Below are 26,297 nucleotides of genomic sequence, written 5' to 3'. Positions count from 1 at the left end.
TGAATCTAATGAAAAGGTGGAGATGACGTGGCTAAGGATGGAATGTTTTATGCACCCAAAAGTGTGAAAAAAGAGGTGGTATGCGGACCTGGTGAGTTCACTATTGCTGCTGTTGCACTCGATCATGGGCATATCTATGGTATGGTTGGAGGTTTGTTGGAGGCAGGGGCAACGCTTAAGTGGGTATATGATCCGGATCCTGCCAAAGTGGAGGCATTCCGTAAACAGTTCCCACAAGCACAGGCCGCAGCTTCGGAAGAGCAAGTGCTGGCAGATGATCAGGTGCAGTTAGTGGCCGGAGCAGCGATTACTTCGGAACGTGCGCCACTAGGCATGAGGGTTTTGGCGTCAGGCAAGGATTATTTTACGGACAAAGCCCCATTCACAACATTGGACCAATTATCTAAGGCAAGGGAAGAAGTTAAACGGACCGGGAAGAAATACATGGTTTATTATAGTGAGCGCCTGCATGTCGAAAGTGCAATCTATGCCGGGCAGTTGATTGAGCAAGGAGCCATCGGTAAGGTTGTGCAGGTGATGGGCACAGGGCCGCATCGATTGAATGCTCCAGGACGACCGGATTGGTTTTTCCAACATGAAAAATATGGCGGTATCCTCTGTGACATTGGAAGTCATCAGATTGAACAGTTTCTCACGTTCGCTTCATGCACGGATGCGGAAGTGGCGTTCAGCCGGGTGCATAACTTCCATCATCCACAATTCCCTGAACTGGAGGACTTCGGCGAAGCGTCTCTCATTGGAAACAATGGAGCATCCGGTTACTTCCGGGTAGACTGGTTCACACCGGACGGTCTCGGGACATGGGGTGATGGGCGCACTGTAATCTTGGGAACTGACGGGTACATTGAATTGCGGAAATATATCGACGTCGCGAGAGAGCCGGTGGGAGATCAGGTCTATCTGGTTAACCATGAAGGTGAATACCGTTACAGTGTCAAAGGACAGGTGGGCTATCCGTTCTTCGGAGATCTCATCCGGGATTGTCTGGAGCGGACGGAGACAGCCATGACACAGGAACATGCTTTCAAGGCGGCAGAGCTTTGCATAATTGCGCAGCATAAAGCCATGAGTGAAAGAGTTGTCTGGAGCAGCGGCGCGAAGTAAACGTTATTCAAGTGAATCAATAGTTTATGAGTCATCTTCAATGTTGAGAGGGCAGCCTGTAGCCAGGTTGCCTTTTTTTATTAGATGGCTTCGCAAATGGCATTATATGGTTTATCATGGATGAAGTTGGTGAGTTGCCTAAAATAATAGTAAATATGACTACATAGATTTGAAGGGTGTTTTTAGAATTGAGAGTCGGAAGAAAATCAAACACAAGGGGTGATTTTTATGAAATTTATCGTTTCTGCAAGTGTTATCGTCCTTAATGAATTTAACGAGAGTTTGCAGAATTTGCTGAATAGGAGAGCTAAGTTATGAATAATACGAATAAGATACTAGGTGCGGCGCTGATGCTGGGAAGTGTAGGCTTGGCTACTATAGAGCGGATCTCTGTACGGCTATCTGCAGCGATTCTTGAAGCAGGTTATGCGTCCGGTGGTAATCCAAGAGAGATTGTATCATTGAATGACAATGGTCCGGGCTTGCTTGTTTACTTCCTGTTTTTTATCGGATTTGTGCTGCTCGTTTCCGGATTTCCGGGAAGTTATCGGATGAGAGAAAAATAGGGTTAAAATGTGAATTGGAAGAAGGGTGACCACATGATTACATATCGATTTGTTACAAATGGGGATATCCCTCATATCCAAACCATTGCGCATGATACCTGGATGTTCACTTATGGAGACATTTACTCCAAAGATTACATTCATAACTTTCTAAGTGTTGCTTATTCGACGGAGAACTTAAGTCGTTCTGTAGAGAGAGACCTGCAGAGTTCCAAACGAAAGTTTTTAATAGCGGAATATAATAACGTCATCGTTGGGTTTGCCCAAACAACTCAAATTCATGAAGAAAAGTATGAATTAACCCGAATCTATATACGGCCAGAATATCACAAGCTGGGAATTGGAACAGGCTTCATTCAGAGATATATTCAAGTGTTAGCACCGATAAAGCATCTGTTTGCCTGGGTAGCGAAAGACAATGATATAGGAAGAGGGTTCTATGAAAAGTGTGGATTTAAAGAAACAGAAGAGAAGGTTGAACTAATCGGAGGAAACACCAAAAAACAGCTTAAATATGAAATGGAATTATAGATGTTAAAGCTGAATTCTCGTGAACGTAATAGAGTTACAGATAATGAAGTAATGAAATGGATTAAAAAGAAGGGTGATTAATATTGTTAGATTATACGAACACCACTGCACAATTAACTGAACATAACCTGGATACCGTCGTTATACCCGTTGGTGCAACAGAGCAGTTCGGCCCTTATTTACCAATGCACTTAGATACATTAATTGCAGAAAAATATGCTAAGGCCTATGGCGAAGTACTTAATGCCTATGTTCTCCCGTCACTTCCTTTTAACACATCCGAAGAACATGCGAATTTTAAAGGAACTGTAACCGTAAGCCCTAATATATTAACAGCCATGCTGGAAGAGATCATCTATAATTTATCCAAACAGGGTTTTTGTAAATTTCTGATCTGTTCCGGGCACGGAGGTGCTTACTGGGAAGGGGCTTTTATTAAACATATCAATTATAAGTATCCAGATATTCTGGTGATCCACCCGCATCATCAACATGATGCATGGTCAGTAGCAGTAAAAGCAGCAGGCTTTGAAGGGATAGATGAATTACATGGAGGCTTTATGTCCGTGTGTACCGCTTTGTGGTTGTGCCCAGAGAATGTAATCTTACAACCAATGGGGTCTGAAATACCAGATAGGAATAGAACATTTGCTGATTTTATGGGCTGGGACAAGTTAACTAAAGACGGTTGTTGGGGGAACTACGTGCCGGGTGAATTAACCCAGGAAGAGATGGCCGAGAAGGGAAGAGTATTTTGGGAAACGTTTATATCAAAAGGGCTGAAGGAGGTATTAGAAGAAGCGTACCAACGAAAAATGGATCGGAAAAGCTAGGAATTTTAGAGCAAACCAGATGTGTGCAGGAACTCGTGTGTGAGCATAAGTACAGACACTTCAGGAGGTTAAGATGAGAGAGATAGATTACACCAATTATTTCTGGCAAGATCACAACGTAAGATTACGCGCGATAAAGGAAGAGGACTGGGAAGGTTGCTATATCAGTGATTTTGACACTCCTGCCCGGATTCTGCTGGAATGCGCAGTGGAATTGCCGCCTACTCAATCAGGAGCCAAGAAATTTGTTGAACAAAATGCCGACTTTTCCTCAACGAACGGAAGAATTATGTTTACGATTGAAAACCTGAATGGCGAGAGTATAGGCGGCATTAATTTAAACAGCATCGATGAGAGAAATGGAACATTTAGTATAGGCATTGTTATTGATAAGGAGTACCGAGGGAAGGGGTATGGCACAAGTGCCATGAACATCTTATTAAAATATGCGTTTCTGGAACGCAGACTCCATAAATTCAATGACTATGTTCTTGAAGGAAATGAAGGATCAGCCAGAATGATGAGGAAGCTCGGTTGTGTGCAGGAAGGTGTTCGCCGCGAGGTGGCCTATGTTAACGGAAAATATTTAGATTATATCCTGTTTGGATTAACGAAAGATGAGTTTATTGAAAAACGGAGCGAAGGCAGCAATTGAATGTAGACAACCAATGGAGTCCGAACCTGGGGTCCAAAACATGTTGAAATTTGGAGTGCTGTATTCACAAAATGGTGAAGGGGATTCAAAGCGATCCCTTTGAGATAGATTGAAACATCAACGCACCAGAGCGCTGTTGCAGAATCCCAGTATGGATACCATTGGTGGATGTTAGACGGTGACAGAGATAAGACATACTACGTCATGGGAATGGGAGAAAAGAGAGGGCAATATATATTCGTTAACCAGGAACAACAATCAGTTAACGTCGATACAAGTATTATATCCGAGAGTGCCTCAAGCTCAGTACAACATTTTGAGAAATATATTTTAAATTCATATTAATAGCGCTAATACATCGAAAAAGAATAGGAGTTAAACCCTTTATGATCATTAGTGAAACCATGGTGTTAAATCATAACGTTCTAATTAGAGAGATAGCGCACGATGATATCCCTCAGCTCTACGAGCTGATATATGGTGTAGAACAACCCGAGTGGAAAAAGTGGGACGCACCTTATTTTCCGTTGGAGCATGTCAGTTATTCTGTATTTCAAGAATATACGAGTAAGGAAATGCTAGAAGACGGTGAGCCCGCTCATAGAATGATCATTCAAATTAATGATGAGATCGTAGGCACAGTGAATTATTATTGGGAGCACAAACCGTCCAATTGGATGGAAGTGGGGATCGTCATATATAAACCTAAGAATTGGAATGGTGGATATGGAACGGCTGTTTTGAAGATGTGGATCGACTATTTGTTCAATAAGCTGCCTATAGTCCGAGTAGGATTAACAACCTGGTCAGGAAATGAAAGAATGATGAAGGTGGCAGAGAAACTGGGCATGCAGCTGGAAGGAAGACTTCGGAAGTGCCGCTTCTACAATAATACATACTATGATTCGATCCGTATGGGATTATTAAGAGAGGAATGGATTACCGAACAATTTTGATTATACTTGCCATTCACTTCAGTTCATTTAGATGAATATTAAATTAGAATCGTAGGAGGTTATTGAATTGGAGAATAAAGAGACGTTTAATTCAATTGCAAATGAATATGAAAAATATAGACCTACCTACCCAAATGAAATGTATAACGATATATTTGATTATTCAAATCTGAACAGGGAAGACAAAATTCTGGAGATTGGTTGCGGGACAGGCCAAGCCACGGGAGGAATGGTCGAAAGAGATTACAAACAAATTACCTGTATTGAATACGGTGACAGTTTGGCCCAGTTCACTGCAGAGAAGTTTAAATCCTATGAAACGATAAAGGTGATTAATAGCTCCTTTGAAGAATGGAACGGTGAAGGGGGGCCTTTTAAGTTAGCGATTTCAGGCACAGCATTTCATTTTATCGAACCCAAGTTTGGTTATCGTAAAGTATGGGAACTTCTTGAGAGTTCGGGTTCAACTGCCTTTTTTTGGACCATACATGTGCCCATGTTTGATGAGCTCCATAACGAAATACGATCACACTATAAAGAACTTGCACCACATTTGGACGATTCAACGTTCCAACCCCCCGAAGAAACCATCGAAGAAAGAAGAGCAATCACGGAGGAGACAGGAATCTTTTCCAATGTAATGGTGCGAGAATATAGTGAAATTCTTACATATTCAAGCGGCGACTACGTTGCATTACTTAACACGAATTCGAAGCATAGACAGCTTCCCGATAAACCAAAAGATATCTTATTAAATAAGATTAAAAATTCAATCGATAGATCAGGCGGAACAATTGATAAAGAACACAGAGTGGCATTATTTTTAGGGAGAAAATTATTGTAGGAAGAGCGAAACATATCCGAAGGAGCGGGGACAATGAAATTCGTATATGGAGAATATCTTATTAGTGATAACCAAGAGAAGATCGACCTTCCTACGGTAAAAGGCTTTCTTGCAAGGAGCTACTGGGCGAACAAGCGCTCAGAAGAAATCATTGAGAAATCTATCCATTCTTCCATATGTTATGGAATCTACAAAGCGGAGATCCAAGTGGGATTTGCGAGGGTGGTAACAGACGAGGCTACCATGTTCTGGCTTTGTGATGTTTTTATCCATGAAGATTATCGGGGACAGGGCCTGGGGAAGAAACTCATTGAAGTAATCACACAATCGGACCGCTTCAAAAATGTAATGGGATTACTCGGAACATTAGATGCACATGAACTATACGAACAGTATCAATTCCATAGAAACCAGGATCGATTCATGGTAAGACTTCCGGATGATTTAAGGGAACGCTAAATAACGATGTACCCATAATTCTATAAACAAACGTACCAAAGGAGGGAGTATGGAGTTATGTCTGAATACTATTGGGACAATAAAATTGAATATCTGAGGAATACGCGTGGGCTCTATTATAATGACGATTACCTGCAATTTCTTGTACAGAGTGTGTGGAAAATCACCAATTCTGTAAGCGTTATTGATTATGGTTGTGGATTCGGTTATCTAGGTCTTAAACTACTTCCATTGTTGCCTGAAGGCTCAAGCTATACGGGAGTGGACAAGGGGGAGGAATTAATAAAAGAAGCGAGGGAGACGTTCTCAAACGTTCCGTTTCAGACTGAGTTTATAGCATGTGACATTGAACAGTTAGACGTAGAAGAGAAGTATGACATTGCCGTGAGTCATGCTTTTTTATTACATATGAATAACTCAGAAGTGATCCTACAGAAGATGATTGAAAGTGTAAAGGATCAAGGAAAAGTCATCTGTTTCGAACCTCATTGGATTGGTAATATGGCGAACTGTCATCTGGATGGTGTTGAACAAAGCCATGTAGTTAAGCTAGGTGTCCTGCAAACGCTATTTGAGAACGATTACAGACGTACAGGTAAGGATGGAAACATTGGGATAAAGCTGCCTATACGAATGAGTCAATTGGGATTACAGAACGTGGAGTGCAGGATGAGTGATAAGGTTAATTTTTTGGATCAGAACATGGATATGGAGAGCAAAAGCGCTTTGTTTGGTTCATTGAGAGAGGAAGGGTTTGGCCAGGAACCTGGTGATTCTGATGAGAGCTTAGACAACTTAGCGAATAGAGAATTACAGCCAGAGGAAGCACGCGAGCAGTATGAAGCTGAATGAATGTTTTCCAAGAAATTTAATCAGGAGTCCTGGCTAACGTATGCACCCAGTATGAAAATTTCGTTCGGAACGGTCCAAAGAGCGTAATTCGTAGGAGAGATTTAAATGAAAAAGATTCTAATCCTGGGTATTGTGGCGAGTGGCAAAACAACATTGGCTAAGGAAATTTCTCAAAAGATAAATATACCGTGGTATGAGCTGGATACGATCGTTCACCATGAGACACCGCATGGAAGAAGTAAACGTACACCGGATGAGCAAATTGCGGTGATTCAGGACATTGACCGTCTCGAAGCATGGATATTCGAAGGAACGGATCGGGCATCTTACCGATGCTTATGGGACATGGCAGATACCATTATTTTTTTGGATACACCCATGTGGAAAAGAAAAACGAGAATCTTTTTGCGATTTATCAAACAAAATCTAGGAATTGAAAAGAGTCATTACACATCTGATGTACAGATGTTAAAAATGATGTACAAATGGACAAGGGATTTTGAGAGAAATCGAGTGGAGTTTGAAAAAAGATTGCAACCATACCATCATAAACTGATCATCTTAACGGATAACAAAAAATTGGAGTTAATCCATTCATAATTGTTGTGAAGAGAATCAATAGCTAAGCATCAATGGAAAGGAAGGGCCCTCATGCAGTATGATGACACTCAACAAACTTTGACTACGGAGCGGCTGTGTCTGAGATTGTTCGAGGAATCCGATGCTGCCGCTGTCACTGAGCTGTGTAACAACTACAATATTTATAAAAGCACGCTTACGTTACCTTACCCTTATACATTGGATTGTGCATTATCCTGGATTCAGCATCACCGACAGAATTTTGAGAAAGAGAAACACTATGAATTTGCGATTTGCGATAGGGCAACAGGAACACTATACGGAGCGATAGCCTTATCTTGTGATCATCGGTATGATCTTGGCGAAATTGCTTATTGGACCGGTGAGGCGTATTGGGGAAAGGGTTATGCGACAGAAGCTTCACAAGCGATGTTGCACTTTGCCTTTCATGTGAAGAGGTTTCATAAAGTATATGGACGACACTTTGCTTCGAATCCGGCGTCTGGAAAAGTTCTTCAAAAGGTAGGTATGACCCAGGAAGGTGTCCTCATGGATCATGTGAAGAAAGAGGGCCAATACGAAAGTCTGATCTATTATGGAATTGTAAAAAGAGAATAGGAATAAACGCAGCTTAGGATTTCTCAGGATTGTAAAATAGCAGAGAGAACCTTCACAGCTTTATTTCCACATCATTAAAATGAACGAGCAGACATTGACGGTACATGGAGTATCCGTTCATTTTCTGCTTCTTTTTTGGTTTTCGAAAACGTAAATCTATCCCTCCTATATGAGTAAATCAACACTTCTCCTTCCATTCAGAAATAAACAAATATTCTCCCTGAAGATAGTGGTTTATCCCATAATTTAGTATGTTTATTCAATTTTATGACTACTAATCCCCTTGAATGTTTTACAAATTTGGTGATTTACCAAATCATTCTTCTTACATTCAACTTGTATCCTACTTGTGTACCAGAGAAATATCGGTATGGAATCAACCACATTTCAGGAGGGTATACATTGTGAAAAATAGTAAACGCAAAAGTTATCAAAGCTTGATCCTCTCGCTTGTATTTATGCTTGTCATCCTGTCGGGATGCGGGGCCTCGGCTAGCTCAAGCTCCAGTGAAGGTGGAATGCCCGAAGTCATCCGAATCGGTATTATGCCAAGTGAAGAGGGCGAGATGAACCGTTCCCAGGAACAGCTAGCAACAGATATTACAGAAGCAACCGGTATCCCTGCTGAAATTTTTGTAGCTGAAGATTATAACATGGTTATCGAAGCCCTGCGTGCAGGCAAAATCGAAATTGGACTGATCGGGCCGTTTGGTTACATCATCGCTACGGAACGAGCCAATGCCAAGCTGCTTGTCCGTTCTGAAAGTGATCAACAATCGAATACGGTCATCCTCGTTCGTAATGACTCTCCATATCAAAGTGTACAGGACCTTAAAGGAAAAGATTTTTTGTTTGCTGATCCGGCATCAACCTCCGGCAATTTGTACCCACGTGCCACATTGATGAAAGAGCTGGGTCTTTCCAATAAGGAGCTGGATTCCTTTTTCGGTAGTGTAGCGTTCTCCGGTGGACATGACAAATCACTGCTTGCACTGGCAAACGGCAATGCGGATGCGATTGGTACGTCAAGTCTCATGGTGCCGATGATGGCTGAATCAGGACTTATTAAAGAGGAAGATTTCCGCGTGATTGCCGAATCGGATCCGATCGTCGGTGGGGCTCCACTGCTTTACCGTCAAGACTTGCCAGAAGAATTGGTTACACAGCTGCGTGAGCTCATGCTGGACTATGATACGAAAAACCCTAAATTCCTCGAAAGCGTAGGCGCAGCCCGTTTTGTAGAAGGCAGTGACAGTGATTTTGATCCAATCCGGGAAGTCGCCAAAGCACTTGATATGTCCCCAGAGGAACTGCTGAAGAAATAGAATTAAACTTGAAAGATAAGGAGGAAATAATATGACACTTTTACAGGTGGAAGGGTTGTCCAAGGTATATTCCGACGGAACCAAAGCGCTTGATAACTTGAACCTGACGATTAATGCCGGAGAGTTCGTTGTCGTCATTGGACCGAGCGGCGCCGGGAAGAGCACCTTGCTGCGAAGCCTGAACCGAATGATCGAGCCGACAAACGGAAAGATTCAGTTTAAAGGCAGTGAAACCATGGGCATCAAGGGGAAAAAGCTCCGTGAACTTCGACGCCATATGGGTATGATTTTTCAGGGATATAACCTGGTCACTCGCGTATCTGTTCTGAATAACGTGCTGCATGGACGATTAGGCTACATGAATCCGCTCAAAGGCGCACTGGGTCTATATTCCAAAGGAGATACAGAGGCAGCCAAGGTCATGCTTCACCGTGTTGGTTTGCATGAACAGATGTATAAAAGAGCAGATGAGCTCAGTGGAGGACAGCAGCAGAGAGTCGGCATTGCACGTGCACTTTCGCAGAAGCCGGATTTGATACTGGCCGATGAACCGATAGCGAGTCTCGACCCTGCTTCCTCGGAGACGATCATGCATTACTTGTATACGATCTGCAAAGAGGAAGGTATTGCCTGTCTGTGCAATCTCCATCAGGTGGATATTGCGAAGAAATATGCAACCCGCATCATCGGTATTCACAAAGGATCCAAGGTCTTTGACGGAACACCTGAAGAACTGACGGAAGATATGATCCGGCTCATTTACAACCAGACCAATCCCAAAGTGAAGGAGACAGCCTGACATGAATGCGGCTCAGTTGCAATCTGCCCGAAAAATGAAACGCACGCAGACGATATTGTTTGTTATTGTGCTGCTGGCTCTCATCATCTGGTCTTCCATCGGCGCAGAGTTTTCATTAGGAGCTTTATTCGCAGGGATAGGAGAGAGCTTCCGATTTATCTTTTTCGATTTTCTTCCACCTGATCTTTCTTCGCTTTCCCAACTCATTGAACCTGCTCTGCAGACCCTGTATATGAGCGTGGTAGCGATGGTCATCGGGTCGGTTGTAGCAGGAATGTTATCCTTTTTAGCCGCGGCTACGACAAGCCCACATCCTTACCTTCAGGTATTTGTTCGTGCAGCTACATCGCTGTTTCGTAACATTCCCGTAATTATCTGGACGATACTGCTTGTTGCAGCCTTTGGACTGGGGGCTGTAGTCGGTACGATGTCGCTGATCCTGATTTCGATCGGTATGCTGACGCGTTCCTTTGCCGAGGTGCTTGAAGAGATTGACATGGGGCAGGTAGAAGCGGTTCGTGCTGCCGGCGGAAGTTATTTTCAAGTATTGTCCCAAGCCGTATTTCCACAGTTCCTTCCCGGGTTTATCGGCTGGAGCTTGTACAACTTCGAAATCAACGTACGCGCATCCACGATTGTAGGTATGGTTGGAGGCGGTGGCCTCGGCTTTATCCTGCAATCCAAGCTGAAGTTGTTTCAGTATCAGGAAGCCAGCATGGCCGTGCTGCTTGTGCTCGTTATCGTTCTTGTTGTGGAAACGATCACCAATCGCGTAAGGGAGCGAATCATATGAGTATGCAAATGAACGAAGTGAAGCCATCTTTTACGCTGTATACTTCCATTCCAGAGCCACCCAAGCCGAAGAAGAACAAGCTGTTAGTGATCGGTCTGCCGCTTATTGCTGTGCTTTTTGTATTCAGTCTCGTCCAGCTGCAGTTCGACTATGCCAAGATTGCCCAAGGCTTTACGAAACTCGGCGGTTATATGGGAACTATGTTTCCACCTGATTTCTCGGCCTGGCGCCATGTCCTGCTCGCGGCTGTAGAATCATTGCAAGTTGCCATTCTTGGATCGGTGCTGGGGATTGTCGTAGCGTTCTTTCTCTCCTTTTTGGCTGCAAGCAATTTGACGCCTCATCCGTTCGTTGCCTGGATCATTCGAAGTGCTGCTTCATTGCTTCGTGCGATTCCCACCATCGTGTGGGCTCTCATTTTTATCGTGTCAGTGGGTCTTGGACCGCTTCCCGGAGTGCTTGCGATTGCTGTCTCAGCCGCAGGTATGCTTATCAAAGTATTTGCCCAGTCACTGGAGGAAATCGACAAGGGTGTACTCGAAGCGATGCAGTCTACGGGTGCCAGCTGGCTGCAGATTGTCATGCAGGGTATTTTGCCTATAGTGAAGACAGCCTTTATCGCCTGGTGCGTGCTGCAGCTGGAAGGCGGCATTGCCGAATCCACAATTCTTGGTGCGGTTGGCGCAGGAGGTATTGGATATGAGATGACTCATGCCATGAAATCCTATAACTTTGCAGCGGCTTTATTTGTAGGATTGGTCGTTTTCGCCATGGTATTCAGCGTGGAGTTTGTGGCAAACCGATACAAAATGAAGCTAAAAACACGTCAGAACTAATTCATTTAAATTCATAATAATGAGTATCATTTTGAGGAGGAAGCACAATGTCAACATCTAATTCACTTTTAAAACAAGGCCCTCAGGTTCAAGCTAAGTATAGCGAGAATAACGGGATAGCATTAGCCTGGAATATGGCAGAGTCCATGGAGGTGGAGGCAGTTTACCATTCTGTGAGTCCGGAATTTATTGAATCGAGCAGCACGCTGCTTGATATACAGATTGACCCGGCAGGAGCGGTATTTACGAGAATGGTTTCTCCTGGCCGTAACTATTATCATGTGAAGTTTACGAATGGGTCGATATCTACCATTAACGACCGTATGATCTACACGGATGGCGTAATTAATTTCCGGGATATGGGTGGTTACCTTACAGAAGATGGTCGTACGACCCGTTGGGGTATGCTGCTGCGATCTGCTGATCTGCATGAGCTTAGTGAGCAGGACCTGCAAACGGCAGCTGCGCTAGGCATTGATTGGATTTGTGATCTGCGCAGCGATTTTGAAGTAGCCAGCCGTCCAAGCCCGGCCATTGGCCATGCGATCAACACGAATATTCCCTTTATGGCAGAAGCAAGTCCGGAGGAAATGCAGAAGATCGGACATGATCTGCATGCAGGCTACAAAGCCATGATTTTAAATACGGAGAAATGTGCACTTATCCTAAATGAACTATTAAAAGAAGAGCGGGATACTTCCTTATTCCACTGTGCCGCTGGTAAAGACCGAACCGGGGTTGTATGTGCCTTGATTCTTCTCACCCTGGGTGTGCCGCGAGAAGTCGTTATTGAAGACTACGAGCTAACGAATCTGGCGGTGGACGGACTCATGCAGCGTTTCCTATCCGGAAACAACAAGGACTATCAGAAATATATGGATCAAATGCCTGAACTACAGGGAGCGATTCCGGAAATGATGAAAGCGGCCTTCATCCAGGCTGCACTCGAAGCAATCGATGAGAACTACGGGTCTTTCGAGCAGTATCTTTCAGGGGGACTAGGCATTACCTCAGAGCAAAGGATAGCTCTTCAAAACAAATACCTGGTTTAAAAAAAATGGAGTCCAGACACTAGAATACAGTGCTCGGACTCCTTCTTGCCTCCGTCTGGTTGCGTAACTTCTTCTAAGACTGGTAATATAGGGTGAAATGTGTAGATGACGTTAAATTTCAAATGAAGTCCTCATCAATGGGAGAAAGGGATTATGATATGAACAAAATATCGCTTGTCGATACAGCATATATGATGCTGCGTGAGCGAATGGTTTGCGGAGAATTGATGCCCGAAACCCTGCTATCCGAGAACGAATTGGCGGAGGAGTACCAGATGAGCCGTACACCGATTCGCCATGCCATTGCTCGTCTTGAATCAGAAGGTTATGTAACAGCTCTCAAAAATCGCGGAGTATTGGTTAAGGATTTAGGCGGGAAGGAATTTCTCGATCTGATCGAACAGATTCAATCTATGCTTTTTTACTGTTTCGAAATGATGAAAAACCCGAACCGAGAGATCTATTTAAATCTGGATTCGCTTGCAGCTCATGTGGAGGTTCAGCGAACCGCCGAGAAAAGGAATGATTATCCTTTATACACCGAGCATCATTTTCTTTTCATGCGGGAGATCGTTGAATCCTTGAATAATGGCGTCATGCTGAACACATTTGATTCCTTTCGGGATAAACTCTACATGTATTCCATCGTCCGCTTCAAGCGAACTCCACATATCAAACACTACAGTGCGATCGGGATTAATCGAGACACGCTGCACGCCTTATCCAACAATGATTATAACGCAGCTCAAGAGGTTGTGTTATCTCTCATTCCTATTACCAGAGAGCGTATGCTTGCTACAGGTCAGTTTTAACTTTTTTTCTATGAAAATGTATTGAGTTATTTTCACATGACAAATGCTTTAGAACTAAAAAACGCTGCCTCAACGGGCAGCTTATTTTGATAGAGGAAGGTGAGGAAAATGACTGTTGCAGGTATACTCGGAACCATTCATAATCCGGAATTGAGAGAAAAATATAATTGTTCACTCGCCCTATACGAATCTCTTATAACTGAATTTGAGCCGGATATCATTTGCGGAGAAGTACATCCGTTAAGCTGGCAGAAATACATGAAGGACCACAACAATAAGGGATATTGGGGAGAGCCGGCAAGCGAATATTGGGAGCTCATTTTTCCATTATGTGAGGAGAAACACATTGAATTTGTACCCATTGACTGGTTTGAACTAGATGTTTGGAATAATTTCGATCCATTTGGCGGGTACTCTGAAGTGGAACGTAAAGAGCTGGAGAAAAAAGACGATGAATGGTTTTTCAAACAAATGAGTACACATGCAGCTGGAGATATACCCTTCAATTCGGTGGATTTTGATGAGATGACCCGTCTGAAATATGAATGGTTAAACCAGATCAATCCAACGGCTCATAACATTCGCTGGGTCGTGCGTAATCAAATCATGATTCAACGGGTGAAAAATACATGTGATTCGAATCCGGATAAGCGAATTCTGTGTATTGTAGGAGCGGATCATAATTACCTGTTCCAAGAGGCGCTAATCAAAGAACCGATTCAACTGATCTATCCATTGAGATAGTCTGCCCGATTTGATGCACTGAAATGATGATGTCCATACATTTTTAATACAGCAGAGACCATTTCGTATATAATAGAGGACACGTATCATTCTACATACTACATAACAACGAGGTGCACCAATTTATGGCAACAATCTACGATTTTACAGTTACCAAAACTAGCGGAGAACGATTCCCGCTCTATCAATATGAAGGAAAGCCCGTGCTGATTGTGAATACGGCAAGTAAATGCAAATATACGCATCAGTTCGATGATATCCAGAAGCTGTACGATAAGTATAAGGATCAAGGCCTTCAGGTTATCGGTTTTCCATGCAATCAATTTGCTGAGCAGGAGCCCGGAAGCAGTGAAGAAGCCGCTTCGTTCTGCCAGATTAATTATGGAGTGAAATTCCCCATGTTCTCCAAAATGGACGTAAATGGCGACACGGCACATCCCCTGTATGACTTTCTGAAAAAATCGGGACCTTTCGCCGGGTTTGACGAGTCCGATGTGCAAGCCAAGCTGCTGAAGTTAATGGTCGCGGATAAGGCACCTGAATGGCTGCACGGTGATGCAATCAAGTGGAACTTCACGAAGTTTCTGATCAATGCCGAAGGGCAAGTAATCAAACGCTTCGAACCTGTGGATTCCATGGATGAAGTTCAGGCTAGCATTGAGCAGCTGTTGTAATTATAGAGATATTTTGAAGAGGCCATGAGTTGAACCGTGAACAGCGGTACGTTCATGGCTTCTATGCTAGATAAGAAAACCTCTCCCATAGGGGGCGCTCAAAATGACACGTATGCATCAGTTTAATGCACCGCTGGAATACAGTTATCGTTCAACACGTACTTTTTTCAGCGGGCCGTCAGACGGATTTCATTCTCATCCGCACTATGAGGTCTATTATTTTCATGCCGGAGAGTGTACCTATATTATAGGCGACCGTGTGTACAGCCTGGAACCAGGAGACCTGATTCTAATGCATGGAATGACGCTTCATCGGGCTCATCCGGTACCTGGCGGCTTATATGAACGCACAACACTGCACTTTGATCCATCACTTATTCGCAGCAGCCTTCATCCCGATCGAATCAGCGAGGTACTTATGCCTTTTGATGAGCTGCGAAACTGCCGAATTAATCTGACGGGTGACATCCGTACGGAATTTGAATCCCTGCTGCTGAACCTGGATCAGCTATCGAACAATTCAGGCGAGTTCAGACAGGAACGAATGACAGTACGTTTGTGCGACCTGTTATATTTTGTGGCTGGCATTTGCCATGGTATCGTGGTGGATCATCGCCCTTCATCGGATAAGGAGCGTCATGTCCAGCACATTATGGGTTATGTAGATACGCATTATATGCAGGATATCGGTTTGGATGATCTGGCGAACGAGCTTCATTTATCCAAGCCTTACCTGGCGGGGTTGTTCAAGGAAATGACAGGCAGCACCATATTTAAATATTTGTATGACCGCCGTATCAATCAGGCCAAACTGTTATTTCAGTTTCAACCTGATATTTCGGTTACTGAGGCAAGTAGGTTGTCAGGGTTTAAGCGTTTGTCACATTTCAGCCGCATATTCAAACAAAACGTGGGCTGTGCACCTGACCTATATCGTACTCGCTTACATAAGACCCAGTGATGGATACGGCAAGATATTACCTTAACAACAGGCACAATTAGTGCGAACCGAAGGAGGTTTTAACGAATGACAACGGAATTACCTTATGCATTTCAGTACCGAATCGGATCATCCGAATCAGACTATAAGTCATTATACCGGCCTTCCGCATTGCTGGAACATATGCAGCTTGCAGCAGACCGCGATCTGGCACGGATGGGTATTACCGTATCGGAAATGCTGGATCAGGGGCTGGGCTGGATGTTAATCACGACGGATTTGACCATATTCCGTCAAGCTCGATTGGAGGAAGAAGTCAGTCTCCAGACCTGGCATAGAGGCAACAAAGGAGTCATGTGGCTGAGGGATTATGTTCTTACCGATACAGAGGGGAATCATATGGCGGAGGCACGGACTTCCTGGGCACTTGTCGATCTGGAGAAACGAAAGCTCCTCAGACCAGCAGCACTGCCTTTTGAAGTGAAGTCACATCCCGAATTATCGCTGGGTGGACCCCCGGAGAAAGTGATTCTTCCTACAGGATTGGAGCCACAGGAAGACTATCGCCTGATTGTTCGATACAGCAGCACCGACAGCAACGGTCATATGAATAATGCGAGATATGCCGATGTGTGCTGTGACGCACTTACTGCTGAAGAACTTGCGGCTCGTCTGACACACATGCAGATATCATATCACAGGGAAATTCGAATGCAGGAAGAACTGGTCGTGGAACGGACAGAAGCGATGGATGGGGTAATCTGGATTCGCGGACGATCAGGAGCAGATGCACAGAATATCATTTTTGAAGCAAAGTTAAGCCTTGAAGAGGTCGTTGCTTAACTATTTAATATTGAGATTAAAGGCCACCCAAATCTTGGGGGTGGTCTTTTTGCTGTGTTTAGAAGACAGGCAGAAAAGGTAAAGAAAGGGTAATGAAACCAGAGGAGGCGTTTAAGAATGAAAAATCAAATTCCCGGTCAAAATAAAGAATCGAATAAGGAACACGGGCACGATAATCCCGAACAATTCCCGACGGAGAAGGAAAGTTTGCTTGACCAGTATGAAGAAGAGCAGACCGTGGACCCCATCCCCTTGGAGGATCTGAATATGGAACAGCAAGAAGAGAAAAATAAGGATCAGACCAAGAGCAACTCTTCGACTGAAGAGAAATACCGTGCGGATTATCGGGAGACGGACAAAGATTGATTTTGCATATTTGCATATTTAGTGAGATTAAAATAGTTTGTTGACTAATGTATGTTACTATATTATAGTTACTAATGTTAGTTTAAAAAATCTTGATATTAAACCAATGTGGAGGCGAATCGTTATGTCTAAATCTTTCTTTGACGCTTTGAAAAACAGAAGATCCTATTACGGAATCAGCAAGGAATCCACGATCTCGGATGCGAAAATTCAAGAAATCGTTGAGGAAGCCGTAAAGTATACGCCAACTTCTTTTAACTCACAAACTTCCCGTGCAGTGGTTTTGCTTGGTGAACAACATGATAAACTGTGGAACCACACTGAAGAAATCTTGCGTGAAGTGGTTGGGGATGCAGAAGCCTTCAAATCCACAGCCGAGAAAATGGCCGGATTCCGCAGCGGATACGGTACAGTATTGTTCTTCGAAGACAACAATGTCATTGCACAACTTCAACAGAACTTTGCAGCCTATGCGGATAATTTCCCGATCTGGGCTAATCAATCCAACGGCATGCTGCAGCTCGTGATCTGGACAGCACTCGAGCAGGAAGGTCTTGGAGCTTCCCTGCAGCACTACAACCCACTGATTGATGAGAAAGTGAAACAAGAATGGAATATTCCAGAACACTGGAGACTGATCGCTCAAATGCCATTTGGTAAGCCAACAGCAACTCCAGGCGAGAAAGAATTCCAACCGATTGAAGAGCGTGTTAAAGTACACAAATAAGTATTAAGCTTTAAGCAGATTTCCAACATTTAAACACATACGGCCTCGCTTCAATTTGATACGATGATGTAAGATCGTACTCCAATGAAGCGAGGCTTTTTGATGTGAACAATAGAATAAAGAAACATGCTGGTCGAAGAGTGGCAGCAGTCTTGTTCGTTGCTCTATGTATACTTGGACTGGTACCAGTCTTCCCCATCTCGGTGGGAGCAGCAGCGGCAAAACAGCAGTTCCAGGATATTAGCACCAGTTATGCGAAAGATGCGATAAATCATTTGGTGAACGAGGGTATTGCTGCCGGAACGTCAGAAACCAGGTTCGAACCCAAGAAGGCTGTGACACGAGCTGAATTTGCGACTTTTGCAGTTCGATTGCTCGGTTTGAAACCTGTTAAAAATAATATTAGTCCCTACAATGATACCCGTACCACGGCATGGTATTATGGCAATGTCTCTGCAATGACCAATCTTTCCATTTTGGAGGGAAAAGGGCAGGGAACGTTTCAACCTAACGCATCCATAACGAGAGAAGAGGCGGCTGCTCTGCTCGTGAGAATGCTGAAACAGACGTCCGGTTCTACAGGACTCTTGTCTACGACTTACGTTGATGCTTCTAATATTTCGGTATGGGCGAAGCCTTATGTACAGAAGGTATATCAGCTCGGCCTGATGCGTGGTAGTGATGGTTTATTCCGACCGCAGGATCAGGTGACTCGCGAGGAAGCTGCCGTGATGCTGGATGCCATTTTACAAAAGAAAGAATGGTCGCAGCAGCTTGGGAATGCTGATTCCTTGGGAATACAACTGGGCTGGCAGTATAACTCCACTACAGCAGAATTCAAGAAGCAGGTTGAACAATCCGAGGTAAATACACTGGTTCCCCGGTGGTTCTTTTTGAACAGCAGCATGCAGATTACAGACCATACAGACTCTGCGCTGCTCACATGGGCATCGTCAACCAATCGGGAAGTTTGGCCTTTGCTTGGCAACCGTTCCGATGCTGCGATGACCCACCAGATGTTATCCAGTTCAGCCAATAGGACGTCGGTCGTCACTCAGGTTACTGCTTATGTGAAGAAATACCAATTGGATGGTATTAATGTGGATTTTGAAAACGTGTTGCCAGAAGATCGGGCAGGCATGACTGCTTTTGTGACGTCACTTGCTGCTTCGCTGCAACCGATTGGTGCTGTTGTGTCGGTGGATGTGTCTCCTGATCTGGGTACGGACTGGACCGACGCATTCGATTATGCCAAGCTTGGTGCGGTCTCCGATTATATGGTTCTTATGGGATATGAGGAACATTGGAATGGAGACCCTATTGCCGGGTCGGTTGCCTCACTTCCTTGGGTTGAAAATGCCCTGGATACCATGCTTACGGACGTTGTGCGTGCCAAAGTTATTTTGGCGCTTCCGCTCTACACCAGAGACTGGTCATCGGCTAGCCCGGCAACAGGTTCATGGGATATTACCCTTGCGGAGCAGGGGACACGGGCACATGCTGCGGGCTCTGTGAGACAGTGGAATGCAAGTCTGGAGCAATATGTTATTGGTTATTCGAGTAACGGCTTGGCAAGATACATCTGGGCAGAGGAGAGCCGCTCCTTAACTGCCAAAGTTAGAATGAGTACAGACCGGAAGATAGCGGGGCTGGCTTATTGGTATATGGGCGGGGAAACCGCAGATGTCTGGGATGCCATCTCCAACGCTTCCCGTTTTGAATCATATTTATTTTAATTTTAAATCTAATGTAAGGAATAAGAGACCCAAATCGGACCGTGAACCATGCGGACGGTTTGGGTTATTTATTTTTTGTACAAGCTAGAGCTAGGACGTTTGAGTCTGATTGAGCGGTTTAATGTATAGAAGGATCGGAAGCGATCTACATATACCAAGACAAAAGGATGGACTGGAGGAGATGAAGGTTGCGAGAATATGATTGCATCATTGTAGGTGGCGGACTCGCAGGACTTCAAGCTGCCATTCAGCTGGGACGTTACAGTTCGCATCAGGTGCTGGTGGTGGATGCTGGAGAAGGCAGGTCAACCCTGTGCCGAACCTATCATAATATTTTGGGATTTCCAGAGGGTGTATCAGGTGAAGAATTAAGATCCAAAGGCAGAATGCAAGCCGAGAAGACTGGAGTTACATTTGAAAAGGATCGTATTGTTAAAGCAGAACGAGTGGGAGAACAGATTCAATTAACGGGTTCCTCTGGCACCTTATATTCAGCAAGGACTGTGCTGCTGGCAACCGGGCTTAGTGACCGTTTCCCCGCGATTCCGGGACTCAGGCCAACACTGGGCAGATCAGTTTACGTATGCCCGGACTGTGATGGATATGAAATTCAGGATCGTCGCACCATATTGCTGGGATCAGGAGAAGCTGGTGCCAATATGGCCATGATTCTGATCGAGCGTACCAATGATCTTTTGTATATCAACCATGAACAGAAACCAATCTCTGCTGAGCTTCACCGAAGCATGAAGGAGGCGGGCGTACGTTATCTTGAAGCTGCGGTTCAGGAAGTACAACAGACAGAGGACGGATATATTACAGGTGTACTGACCGAAGATGGGCATATCTATGAATCAGAACGCGGATTTATTGCTTTTGGTGGCAACCGGGTGCACTTCGAGCTTGCAGAGCAGCTTGGAGCGGTTATCGCTGATAATAAGCATGTTGAAGCGGATCATCGCAGTTTGCAGGCTGCCCCGAATGTTTGGATTGCAGGGGATTTGGGACTTCATGCGGAGCAAGCTACGGTAGCGATGGGCGAAGGCTCCATAGCGGCCATCTGGATTCACAAAGAGTTACAGAAGATCAAAAAGGAAAATAAAGTGAAGCAGTTGTAGACAAAAGCACGGTGCGACCAGGTTTTCCTTTCATAGACATACGAAAAGTCCTTCAGCCTGTTTAGGTTGAAGGACTTTTTGATTGAGCTGCAAATAGGTGGAGAATCTATTCGTTTGATTTATTTTGGTGGGTTGCTGCCGACTTGTCTTTGGGATGTCCAGAAATATTGTCCACGATATCTCCAATCGCATCCTCAATCATGTCTGTCGGGCCAGGATTGTTGGGATCAGGATGAAGGACAGTATTGACACCTGGCTCAAGATCTTTGTTTTTCTTTTCTTTTTTAATTTCACTCATACGTATATCCTCCTTATCAATCAGGTCTAGGGTGTTCCTTAACATCTCCAAACGTTGTAATGTATATGTAAACGATTAACCGCTGGAATGGGTTTGAAACGTTTTGGGTTGAAGGAGGTAGTTATGTGTTCAAAAAAATGAGTGTACTCCTGCTGCTCCTTGTTTTATGTTTTTGGACGTATTGGAGAACGGGTGGAGAAGATCAGAATCCATATCTCATTACAGACTACAGTCGCCTACACCCGGTAAAAGTGGAACGAGTCGTGCAGGGTCATCAGGAACAGCAGCTTGTAGAGCTGCTAAAGGATGCAAGGGAGAATCATCTGACTGTGTCAATAGCAGGACAACGTCATAGTCAGGGCGGACATACCTATTACCGAGACGGCATCATTATTGATATGACTTCTTATAACCGTATACTGGACATTCAGCCGGAAGCCAAAAGGATAACCGTTCAGGCCGGAGCGACATGGGCGGACGTGCAGCGAGCAATCAATCCGTATGGCCTTTCGCTCAAAAATATGCAGTCTCAAAATATCTTTACGGTCGGAGGTTCGATTAGTGTGAATGCCCACGGGAGGGAGCTTCGCAACGGATCTCTGATTCAGAGCGTGGAGTCCTTTCGTCTCCTGACTGCAGATGGGCAGATTCGGGAAGTGAGCCGTTCATCCAATTCGGAATTATTTCCGTTGGTTTTAGGCGGATATGGACTCTTTGGCCTGATTCTGGATGTGACGCTGACGCTAACGGACGATGAATTATATCAACTTAGCGTAGACCGAATTCAGGCCGCAGCGTACCCAACGTATTTCCGTAAAAATGTACTAGGCGATCCGGACATGCGGATGCATCTGGCCCGCATCTCACTTCAGCCGGGTGAAGGGTATTTTAGCGATATGTATGCTCTTAATTATGCGATAGATACGGGGGCCTCGCTTCAGGATTATAATAAAATGTCTGTACGCGAACCTGGCGTGCTGCCTGCCAAGATTCTATTCAACCTTAATCGCGGAACGGTTTGGGGCAGAGAGTGGTTTTGGGAACTGCAGCAGCGCTATTTCGATTCACAGAACGGAAAGAGGATCAGCCGGAATAATGCGATGGCTTCTCCATCGGCGTTTATGGAATATCATCAGCCCGGCACTAACGACTTGCTGCAGGAGTATTTTATCCCTATGGATGCTTTTCCTGCTTTCGTTAAGGAGATGGGGCAGATCGTTTCCCATGAGAAACTGGATCTGCTGAACATAACCGTTCGTTATGTGCCGCAAGACGATGAAGCCGTTCTATCCTATGCGACACAGGACATGTTTGGTCTGGTATGCCTGTTCCATGCCTCGCTGTCAGAAGAAGAACAGAGTAAGTTTAAGGCTAGTTTGCAGAAGATCATAGATTCTGTGATTCGCTTCAAAGGGACCTATTATTTGCCTTATGAGGCATATGCCACAGCAGATCAATTTGATCAGGCCTACGCTCACAAGGACGTTTTCTTTGCAGCGAAGGAACAGTACGATCCAGAGCATGTATTTATGAACTATTTTATGGAGCAATACGGAGGGAACGGTAAATGAATATGAAGTGGTTGGTCCGTTCACAGAGCATGGTTACCCTTGCTTCGGGTATGATTTATCCTTATTATTTGTTGTTTCTTAAAAACCTCGGGAACAGCTTCTCCAAATATGGACTTGCCTTTGCTGTTTTTACAATCAGTTCAGCGGCTGCATCGCAGTGGCTGGCCCCTCGGCTGGACATGTATGCAAAACGGTGGCTTATGATGAGTTCGCTGGGCATGGCTGGAGCAATGATTGCTTTTCCGTGGATTACAAGCTACATATGGGTATTGCTGCTGCAGGTAATCATGGGGCTCTGCAATGCCATGCAGCGAATGAGTGAACGGGTGCTGCTTGCAGACTATACGGAGCCAGGTAAACGGGGCAAGCCGGTTGGCAATTATCATTTTTGGACGTCGGCAGCATCAGGATTTGCCGTAATTATCGGCGGACTGCTGATCGATTGGCTTACGATTGATGTTTTGTTTTATCTAAGTGCCTTGTTGTATGTTTGGGGAAGTATATCCATATGGCGGTCAAATGATGCAACAAACCGTTGTTAAATGAAGTATAGAAATAGCCTGATTAAACTCCAGCGAGACGTTTATATTATAGATGACAAGCCAAATCATTACGCTCAAGGAGGAATATAAAATGAATGAGAGTAATCATGTAATTCATAAAGATGGTCAAGTGGCAACGGAGAAGGTTGAGAATGCAATCGATAAAATTGCACCTGAGGAAAGAGAACAGATTCTGCAAAACTTCGATGCATTTAAAGAGTATTTGGGTAAACGGATTGCTATGGGAGAATCCATTGGCCTGGGTGAAGAGCAGATGGCGAAAATTGCCGAGAAGGTAGCCGATTATCTGGCAGCCAAAGAAGAGCCGCGTAACCGTGAAGAGAAATTGCTGCAGGAGCTATGGAATGTGGGTAAGGAAGAGGAACGACATATGCTGGCTCATATGCTGGTCCGTCTTGCACAGCACACTCATTAAAAGCAAGAGAACCTTGGATGCGAGGCATTCAAGGTTCTTTTTATTGTAACTATTTTTCATCTCGCTGATACTTTTAAATGATTGTAAACAAGTATGATGATTTTAGTAAAAGTTGAAATGATTTTTCACATGACCGTTTGAAGCCAAACCCTTCCGGTTAAGGAAATAGTAACGTTCATATAAGGAGAGATGCTGCCTATGAAGAACGCGGCGAAACAATGGAAATTAAAAATACTTGGTACTGCTGCACTGTTGCTTGGTATCATCGTGCTTACTACATATTTGCTTACACCGGCGAATGCCGAGGAAAGTGTCGGTTCCTCACAGGCTTCCGCAAAAGAAGCTCAGGCAGCCAATTCCGAAATGTATACAGCCTATGTGGATGAGCTTCAGCAGGAGAATGGCAAACTTTATTTGATCGTGGATAGAATCGGATGGTATCAGGGAGAAGAAGCGGATAAAGTCTTCGAGCAGCGCAACCCTGATTCGGGTATAGATGGAGCTCCGGATGGATACTATATTATCAACGACAGCAAGGAGCAGGACAAGATTGAAGTCAGCAGCAATGCCGAAGTGCTGATGCAGCTGTATGATCGCGATGGAACGGTTAAAGGAACAGACATTCAGTGGAATGAATCGATTGCTCTCAGCAAATTTGAATCCTTGTACGACAACAAAAACATCGTGGATCTGTCCGTATTCCCTTATCACCTTACTGTGCAGGATGGTAAGGTTACAAAAATGGTTCAGCAATATATCCCATAACATTATGAGCTTAGTTAGCATTCCTCCTGTTCGTCAGAACGGTGAGGGATGCTTTTTTGATTATGACAAAATGTTAAAGAAGATTGTAATTCATTGTAGGTACATGTATCATTATTGGAATGGTGTTTTTACATAGTTCAGGAGGCTTCTCATGCTTAAAGACATGATTGCATTAACGAAGCCCAGACTTCTGCGGCTTAATGTATTTGCGGTTGCGGTAGGATTCTGGGTCGCTTCAAAATGGGATATCTCGTGGTTATCCCTGCTGCTTGTTATTATTGGATCAACTCTGGTTATCGCCTCGGCATGTGTCATCAACAATTACTGGGATCGAGAACTTGATCAGAAGATGGAGCGGACCAAAAAACGCATCGAGTATATCAACCATCTTCGTCCCGCCTTTGTGTTATGGTACGGTATTATTCTGGGTGTTGCCGGTTTCGCCGTGTTATACGTTTGGGTGAATCCGCTGTCAGGCTGGCTTTCGCTTCTTGGATGGTTTGCATATATCGTGATCTATACGATGTGGCTGAAGCGCAGCTCTACCTGGAGTACTTCTCTTGGCGGCATAGCCGGGGCGATGCCACCGGTAATTGGTTATTGTGCGGTGACCAATCAGATTGATATGGGAGCATGGTTGCTGTTTGCACTGTTATTTCTATGGCAGCCGCCACACTTCTGGTCGCTCGGGATCCGGCGGGTTGAGGAATATCGTGCAGCGGGGTTTCCGCTTTTGCCTGTTGTGAAGGGGATTACACGGACCAAGTTTCAAATGGTGCCTTATGTGTTCCTGCTGCTCCCTGCTGTATTTTTGTTGTACTACTACAATTACGTTGGACTTATTTTTCTGATCGTGTCGCTGCTAAGCAGTGTGGTCTGGTTCATCCATACCCTTAGCGGGTTGAAGACGCAGGATGATGAGAAATGGGCCAAAATCAACTTTTTGATTTCGGTTAACTATTTAATGCTTATTTTTATCTTGATGGTTGTGAATACGACCTGGAGGTAACCCATCAAAACGAACGCCTTATGGAACAATGTGTGGACAAGCTGATTGTCTTCATTAAGGACCAGAGGTGTTTTTTTGTTATAATTAACAGATGAGTCATATTGAAGTGGATAATTTTAGGGAAAAAGGGTGTAGAGATATGAGTCAACTAGAGCAGGCAATACGGTTAAGACAGGAAGGCAAGACGCAGGAAGCGATCGAGTTATTACATACCATGGCGGAGAAGGAACCGGGCAATGCAAACGTATGGTATCAATTGGCCTGGGCACATGATTCACTTGGATTGGAACGCGAAGCCGTACCATATTATGAAACAGCGCTAAGCCAGGGATTAAAGGGGGAAGACAGAGCAGGAGCCATTCTGGGTCTCGGCAGTACATATCGGACCCTGGGTCAGTATGAGCAGGCTAAGAAGTGGTTGGAAACGGGAATGGAAGAATATCCGGAACAGCGGGAATTTGAAGTCTTCTATGCCATGGTACTCTACAATACCGGGGAGCATGCGGAAGCCATGAAACGACTGCTGGTTCAGCTAGCGGATACATCTTCGGATCAAGGCATACAAGATTATCATAAGGCAATCCGCTTTTATTCGGATCAATTAGATCGCATCTGGGAGTAATACTGATTTTTTTATTTAGTAGTACTAAGAGGGGATGATATCATGAGCTCCAATGAAGAACTGGAACAGATGAACGAAAGAATGGATCGGCTTGAGCAGAAGCTGGATCATTTGGCAGTTCATCTTCAGGGAAACCGGCGTTCACCCGCTACACGATTTTTGATTGGCTTTGCTGTTGTGTTGGCGATCCTCTTTATACTCATGATATGCATCGGTGTTATACAATTTGTAAGTAACGTGAACTAAGATAAAGGGGGAGGTTTGCTCCCCA

Annotated in this window: 32 protein-coding genes and 1 pseudogene; 32 read left to right on the top strand and 1 reads right to left on the bottom strand. The window is 44.4% G+C overall.

Annotated features, from left to right (window positions below):
• Positions 1-42 precede the first annotated feature (42 nt).
• The 25 genes and pseudogenes from CHH60_RS06985 to CHH60_RS06865 all read left to right on the top strand — a co-directional run bounded on the left by CHH60_RS06985 (position 43) and on the right by CHH60_RS06865 (position 20,783).
• Positions 43-1,125 carry a Gfo/Idh/MocA family protein gene (locus CHH60_RS06985; protein WP_095358690.1) on the top strand — a complete coding sequence of 361 codons (1,083 nt, stop codon included), beginning with the start codon at positions 43-45 and terminating at the stop codon, positions 1,123-1,125.
• Positions 1,126-1,439: 314 nt separating this feature from the next.
• On the top strand, positions 1,440-1,691 hold the full coding sequence (locus CHH60_RS06980; RefSeq protein ID WP_095358531.1) for a hypothetical protein: 252 nt from the start codon (positions 1,440-1,442) through the stop codon (positions 1,689-1,691).
• Positions 1,692-1,724: 33 nt separating this feature from the next.
• Complete coding sequence (locus tag CHH60_RS06975; protein WP_095358530.1) at positions 1,725-2,222, top strand: GNAT family N-acetyltransferase; 498 nt, start codon at positions 1,725-1,727, stop codon at positions 2,220-2,222.
• Positions 2,223-2,305: 83 nt separating this feature from the next.
• A complete protein-coding gene (locus tag CHH60_RS06970; RefSeq protein WP_095358529.1) occupies positions 2,306-3,055 on the top strand; it encodes a creatininase family protein in 750 nt (249 codons plus the stop codon).
• Between the two features lie 73 nt (positions 3,056-3,128).
• Complete coding sequence (locus CHH60_RS06965) at positions 3,129-3,710, top strand: GNAT family N-acetyltransferase (protein WP_095358528.1); 582 nt, start codon at positions 3,129-3,131, stop codon at positions 3,708-3,710.
• 392 nt (positions 3,711-4,102) lie between these two features.
• Positions 4,103-4,666 carry a GNAT family N-acetyltransferase gene (locus CHH60_RS06960; protein ID WP_441339382.1) on the top strand — a complete coding sequence of 188 codons (564 nt, stop codon included), beginning with the start codon at positions 4,103-4,105 and terminating at the stop codon, positions 4,664-4,666.
• Positions 4,667-4,733: 67 nt separating this feature from the next.
• Positions 4,734-5,510, top strand: coding sequence for a class I SAM-dependent methyltransferase (locus CHH60_RS06955; protein WP_095358526.1), 777 nt, complete (start codon positions 4,734-4,736; stop codon positions 5,508-5,510).
• A 33-nt stretch (positions 5,511-5,543) separates the two neighbouring features.
• Entirely contained in the window at positions 5,544-5,969 is a 426-nt protein-coding gene (locus CHH60_RS06950) for a GNAT family N-acetyltransferase (RefSeq protein ID WP_095358525.1), read from the top strand.
• Between the two features lie 57 nt (positions 5,970-6,026).
• Positions 6,027-6,908 (top strand): annotated as a pseudogene (locus tag CHH60_RS06945) (class I SAM-dependent methyltransferase).
• Positions 6,909-6,926: 18 nt separating this feature from the next.
• Entirely contained in the window at positions 6,927-7,421 is a 495-nt protein-coding gene (locus CHH60_RS06940; protein ID WP_095358524.1) for a hypothetical protein, read from the top strand.
• A 51-nt stretch (positions 7,422-7,472) separates the two neighbouring features.
• Positions 7,473-8,018 carry a GNAT family N-acetyltransferase gene (locus CHH60_RS06935; RefSeq protein ID WP_095358523.1) on the top strand — a complete coding sequence of 182 codons (546 nt, stop codon included), beginning with the start codon at positions 7,473-7,475 and terminating at the stop codon, positions 8,016-8,018.
• Positions 8,019-8,422: 404 nt separating this feature from the next.
• Entirely contained in the window at positions 8,423-9,343 is a 921-nt protein-coding gene (locus CHH60_RS06930) for a phosphate/phosphite/phosphonate ABC transporter substrate-binding protein (protein WP_246058076.1), read from the top strand.
• A gap of 31 nt (positions 9,344-9,374) precedes the next feature.
• Positions 9,375-10,142: a phosphonate ABC transporter ATP-binding protein gene (gene phnC, locus CHH60_RS06925; protein WP_095358522.1), complete on the top strand. Its 768-nt coding sequence runs from the start codon at positions 9,375-9,377 to the stop codon at positions 10,140-10,142.
• Between the two features lies 1 nt (position 10,143).
• Positions 10,144-10,935 (top strand): phosphonate ABC transporter, permease protein PhnE, encoded by a 792-nt coding sequence (gene phnE, locus CHH60_RS06920; protein WP_095287629.1) that lies wholly within the window; start codon positions 10,144-10,146, stop codon positions 10,933-10,935.
• Complete coding sequence (phnE, locus tag CHH60_RS06915) at positions 10,932-11,771, top strand: phosphonate ABC transporter, permease protein PhnE (protein ID WP_095358521.1); 840 nt, start codon at positions 10,932-10,934, stop codon at positions 11,769-11,771. The genes phnE (CHH60_RS06920) and phnE (CHH60_RS06915) overlap by 4 nt, the downstream gene beginning before the upstream one ends.
• Positions 11,772-11,818: 47 nt before the next feature.
• Positions 11,819-12,823: a tyrosine-protein phosphatase gene (locus CHH60_RS06910; protein ID WP_095358520.1), complete on the top strand. Its 1,005-nt coding sequence runs from the start codon at positions 11,819-11,821 to the stop codon at positions 12,821-12,823.
• A 158-nt stretch (positions 12,824-12,981) separates the two neighbouring features.
• Positions 12,982-13,635 (top strand): GntR family transcriptional regulator, encoded by a 654-nt coding sequence (locus tag CHH60_RS06905; protein ID WP_176475999.1) that lies wholly within the window; start codon positions 12,982-12,984, stop codon positions 13,633-13,635.
• A 108-nt stretch (positions 13,636-13,743) separates the two neighbouring features.
• The gene (locus tag CHH60_RS06900) at positions 13,744-14,379 is read left to right on the top strand and encodes a hypothetical protein (RefSeq protein WP_095358518.1); all 636 of its coding nucleotides are present in this window, start codon (positions 13,744-13,746) and stop codon (positions 14,377-14,379) included.
• Between the two features lie 125 nt (positions 14,380-14,504).
• On the top strand, positions 14,505-15,053 hold the full coding sequence (locus CHH60_RS06895; protein WP_095358517.1) for a glutathione peroxidase: 549 nt from the start codon (positions 14,505-14,507) through the stop codon (positions 15,051-15,053).
• A gap of 103 nt (positions 15,054-15,156) precedes the next feature.
• Positions 15,157-16,014: an AraC family transcriptional regulator gene (locus CHH60_RS06890; RefSeq protein ID WP_095358516.1), complete on the top strand. Its 858-nt coding sequence runs from the start codon at positions 15,157-15,159 to the stop codon at positions 16,012-16,014.
• Between the two features lie 66 nt (positions 16,015-16,080).
• The gene (locus tag CHH60_RS06885; RefSeq protein ID WP_095358515.1) at positions 16,081-16,836 is read left to right on the top strand and encodes an acyl-[acyl-carrier-protein] thioesterase; all 756 of its coding nucleotides are present in this window, start codon (positions 16,081-16,083) and stop codon (positions 16,834-16,836) included.
• A gap of 117 nt (positions 16,837-16,953) precedes the next feature.
• Positions 16,954-17,202 carry a hypothetical protein gene (locus CHH60_RS06880; protein WP_095358514.1) on the top strand — a complete coding sequence of 83 codons (249 nt, stop codon included), beginning with the start codon at positions 16,954-16,956 and terminating at the stop codon, positions 17,200-17,202.
• Positions 17,203-17,326: 124 nt separating this feature from the next.
• On the top strand, positions 17,327-17,929 hold the full coding sequence (locus CHH60_RS06875; RefSeq protein ID WP_095287620.1) for a nitroreductase family protein: 603 nt from the start codon (positions 17,327-17,329) through the stop codon (positions 17,927-17,929).
• Positions 17,930-18,033: 104 nt separating this feature from the next.
• Positions 18,034-19,665 (top strand): S-layer homology domain-containing protein, encoded by a 1,632-nt coding sequence (locus CHH60_RS06870; RefSeq protein WP_255247851.1) that lies wholly within the window; start codon positions 18,034-18,036, stop codon positions 19,663-19,665.
• 188 nt (positions 19,666-19,853) lie between these two features.
• Complete coding sequence (locus CHH60_RS06865) at positions 19,854-20,783, top strand: NAD(P)/FAD-dependent oxidoreductase (RefSeq protein ID WP_095358512.1); 930 nt, start codon at positions 19,854-19,856, stop codon at positions 20,781-20,783.
• 106 nt (positions 20,784-20,889) lie between these two features.
• Here CHH60_RS06865 and CHH60_RS06860 read toward each other — a convergent pair whose 3' ends face one another.
• Positions 20,890-21,081, bottom strand: coding sequence for a hypothetical protein (locus tag CHH60_RS06860; RefSeq protein WP_095358511.1), 192 nt, complete (start codon positions 21,079-21,081; stop codon positions 20,890-20,892).
• Between the two features lie 125 nt (positions 21,082-21,206).
• On the opposite strand from CHH60_RS06860, the gene CHH60_RS06855 reads away from it, so the two are divergent.
• The 7 genes from CHH60_RS06855 to CHH60_RS06825 all read left to right on the top strand — a co-directional run bounded on the left by CHH60_RS06855 (position 21,207) and on the right by CHH60_RS06825 (position 26,272).
• Positions 21,207-22,652 carry an FAD-binding oxidoreductase gene (locus CHH60_RS06855; protein ID WP_255247850.1) on the top strand — a complete coding sequence of 482 codons (1,446 nt, stop codon included), beginning with the start codon at positions 21,207-21,209 and terminating at the stop codon, positions 22,650-22,652.
• Complete coding sequence (locus CHH60_RS06850; protein ID WP_095358510.1) at positions 22,649-23,194, top strand: MFS transporter; 546 nt, start codon at positions 22,649-22,651, stop codon at positions 23,192-23,194. Before CHH60_RS06855 ends, CHH60_RS06850 begins: the two co-directional genes overlap by 4 nt.
• 91 nt (positions 23,195-23,285) lie before the next feature.
• Positions 23,286-23,630, top strand: a complete 345-nt coding sequence (locus tag CHH60_RS06845; protein WP_095287616.1) for a DUF3243 domain-containing protein — start codon at positions 23,286-23,288, stop codon at positions 23,628-23,630.
• A gap of 198 nt (positions 23,631-23,828) precedes the next feature.
• Entirely contained in the window at positions 23,829-24,395 is a 567-nt protein-coding gene (locus CHH60_RS06840; protein WP_095358509.1) for a hypothetical protein, read from the top strand.
• A gap of 151 nt (positions 24,396-24,546) precedes the next feature.
• A complete protein-coding gene (gene cyoE, locus CHH60_RS06835) occupies positions 24,547-25,404 on the top strand; it encodes a heme o synthase (protein WP_095358508.1) in 858 nt (285 codons plus the stop codon).
• Positions 25,405-25,543: 139 nt separating this feature from the next.
• The gene (locus CHH60_RS06830; protein WP_095358507.1) at positions 25,544-26,026 is read left to right on the top strand and encodes a tetratricopeptide repeat protein; all 483 of its coding nucleotides are present in this window, start codon (positions 25,544-25,546) and stop codon (positions 26,024-26,026) included.
• 42 nt (positions 26,027-26,068) lie between these two features.
• Positions 26,069-26,272, top strand: a complete 204-nt coding sequence (locus CHH60_RS06825; protein WP_095358506.1) for a hypothetical protein — start codon at positions 26,069-26,071, stop codon at positions 26,270-26,272.
• Positions 26,273-26,297: the final 25 nt, after the last annotated feature.

This window comes from Paenibacillus sp. 7523-1, assembly GCF_002276415.1.
Taxonomy (GTDB): domain Bacteria; phylum Bacillota; class Bacilli; order Paenibacillales; family Paenibacillaceae; genus Paenibacillus; species Paenibacillus illinoisensis_A.
This window is presented reverse-complemented; position numbering and strand designations above follow the sequence as displayed.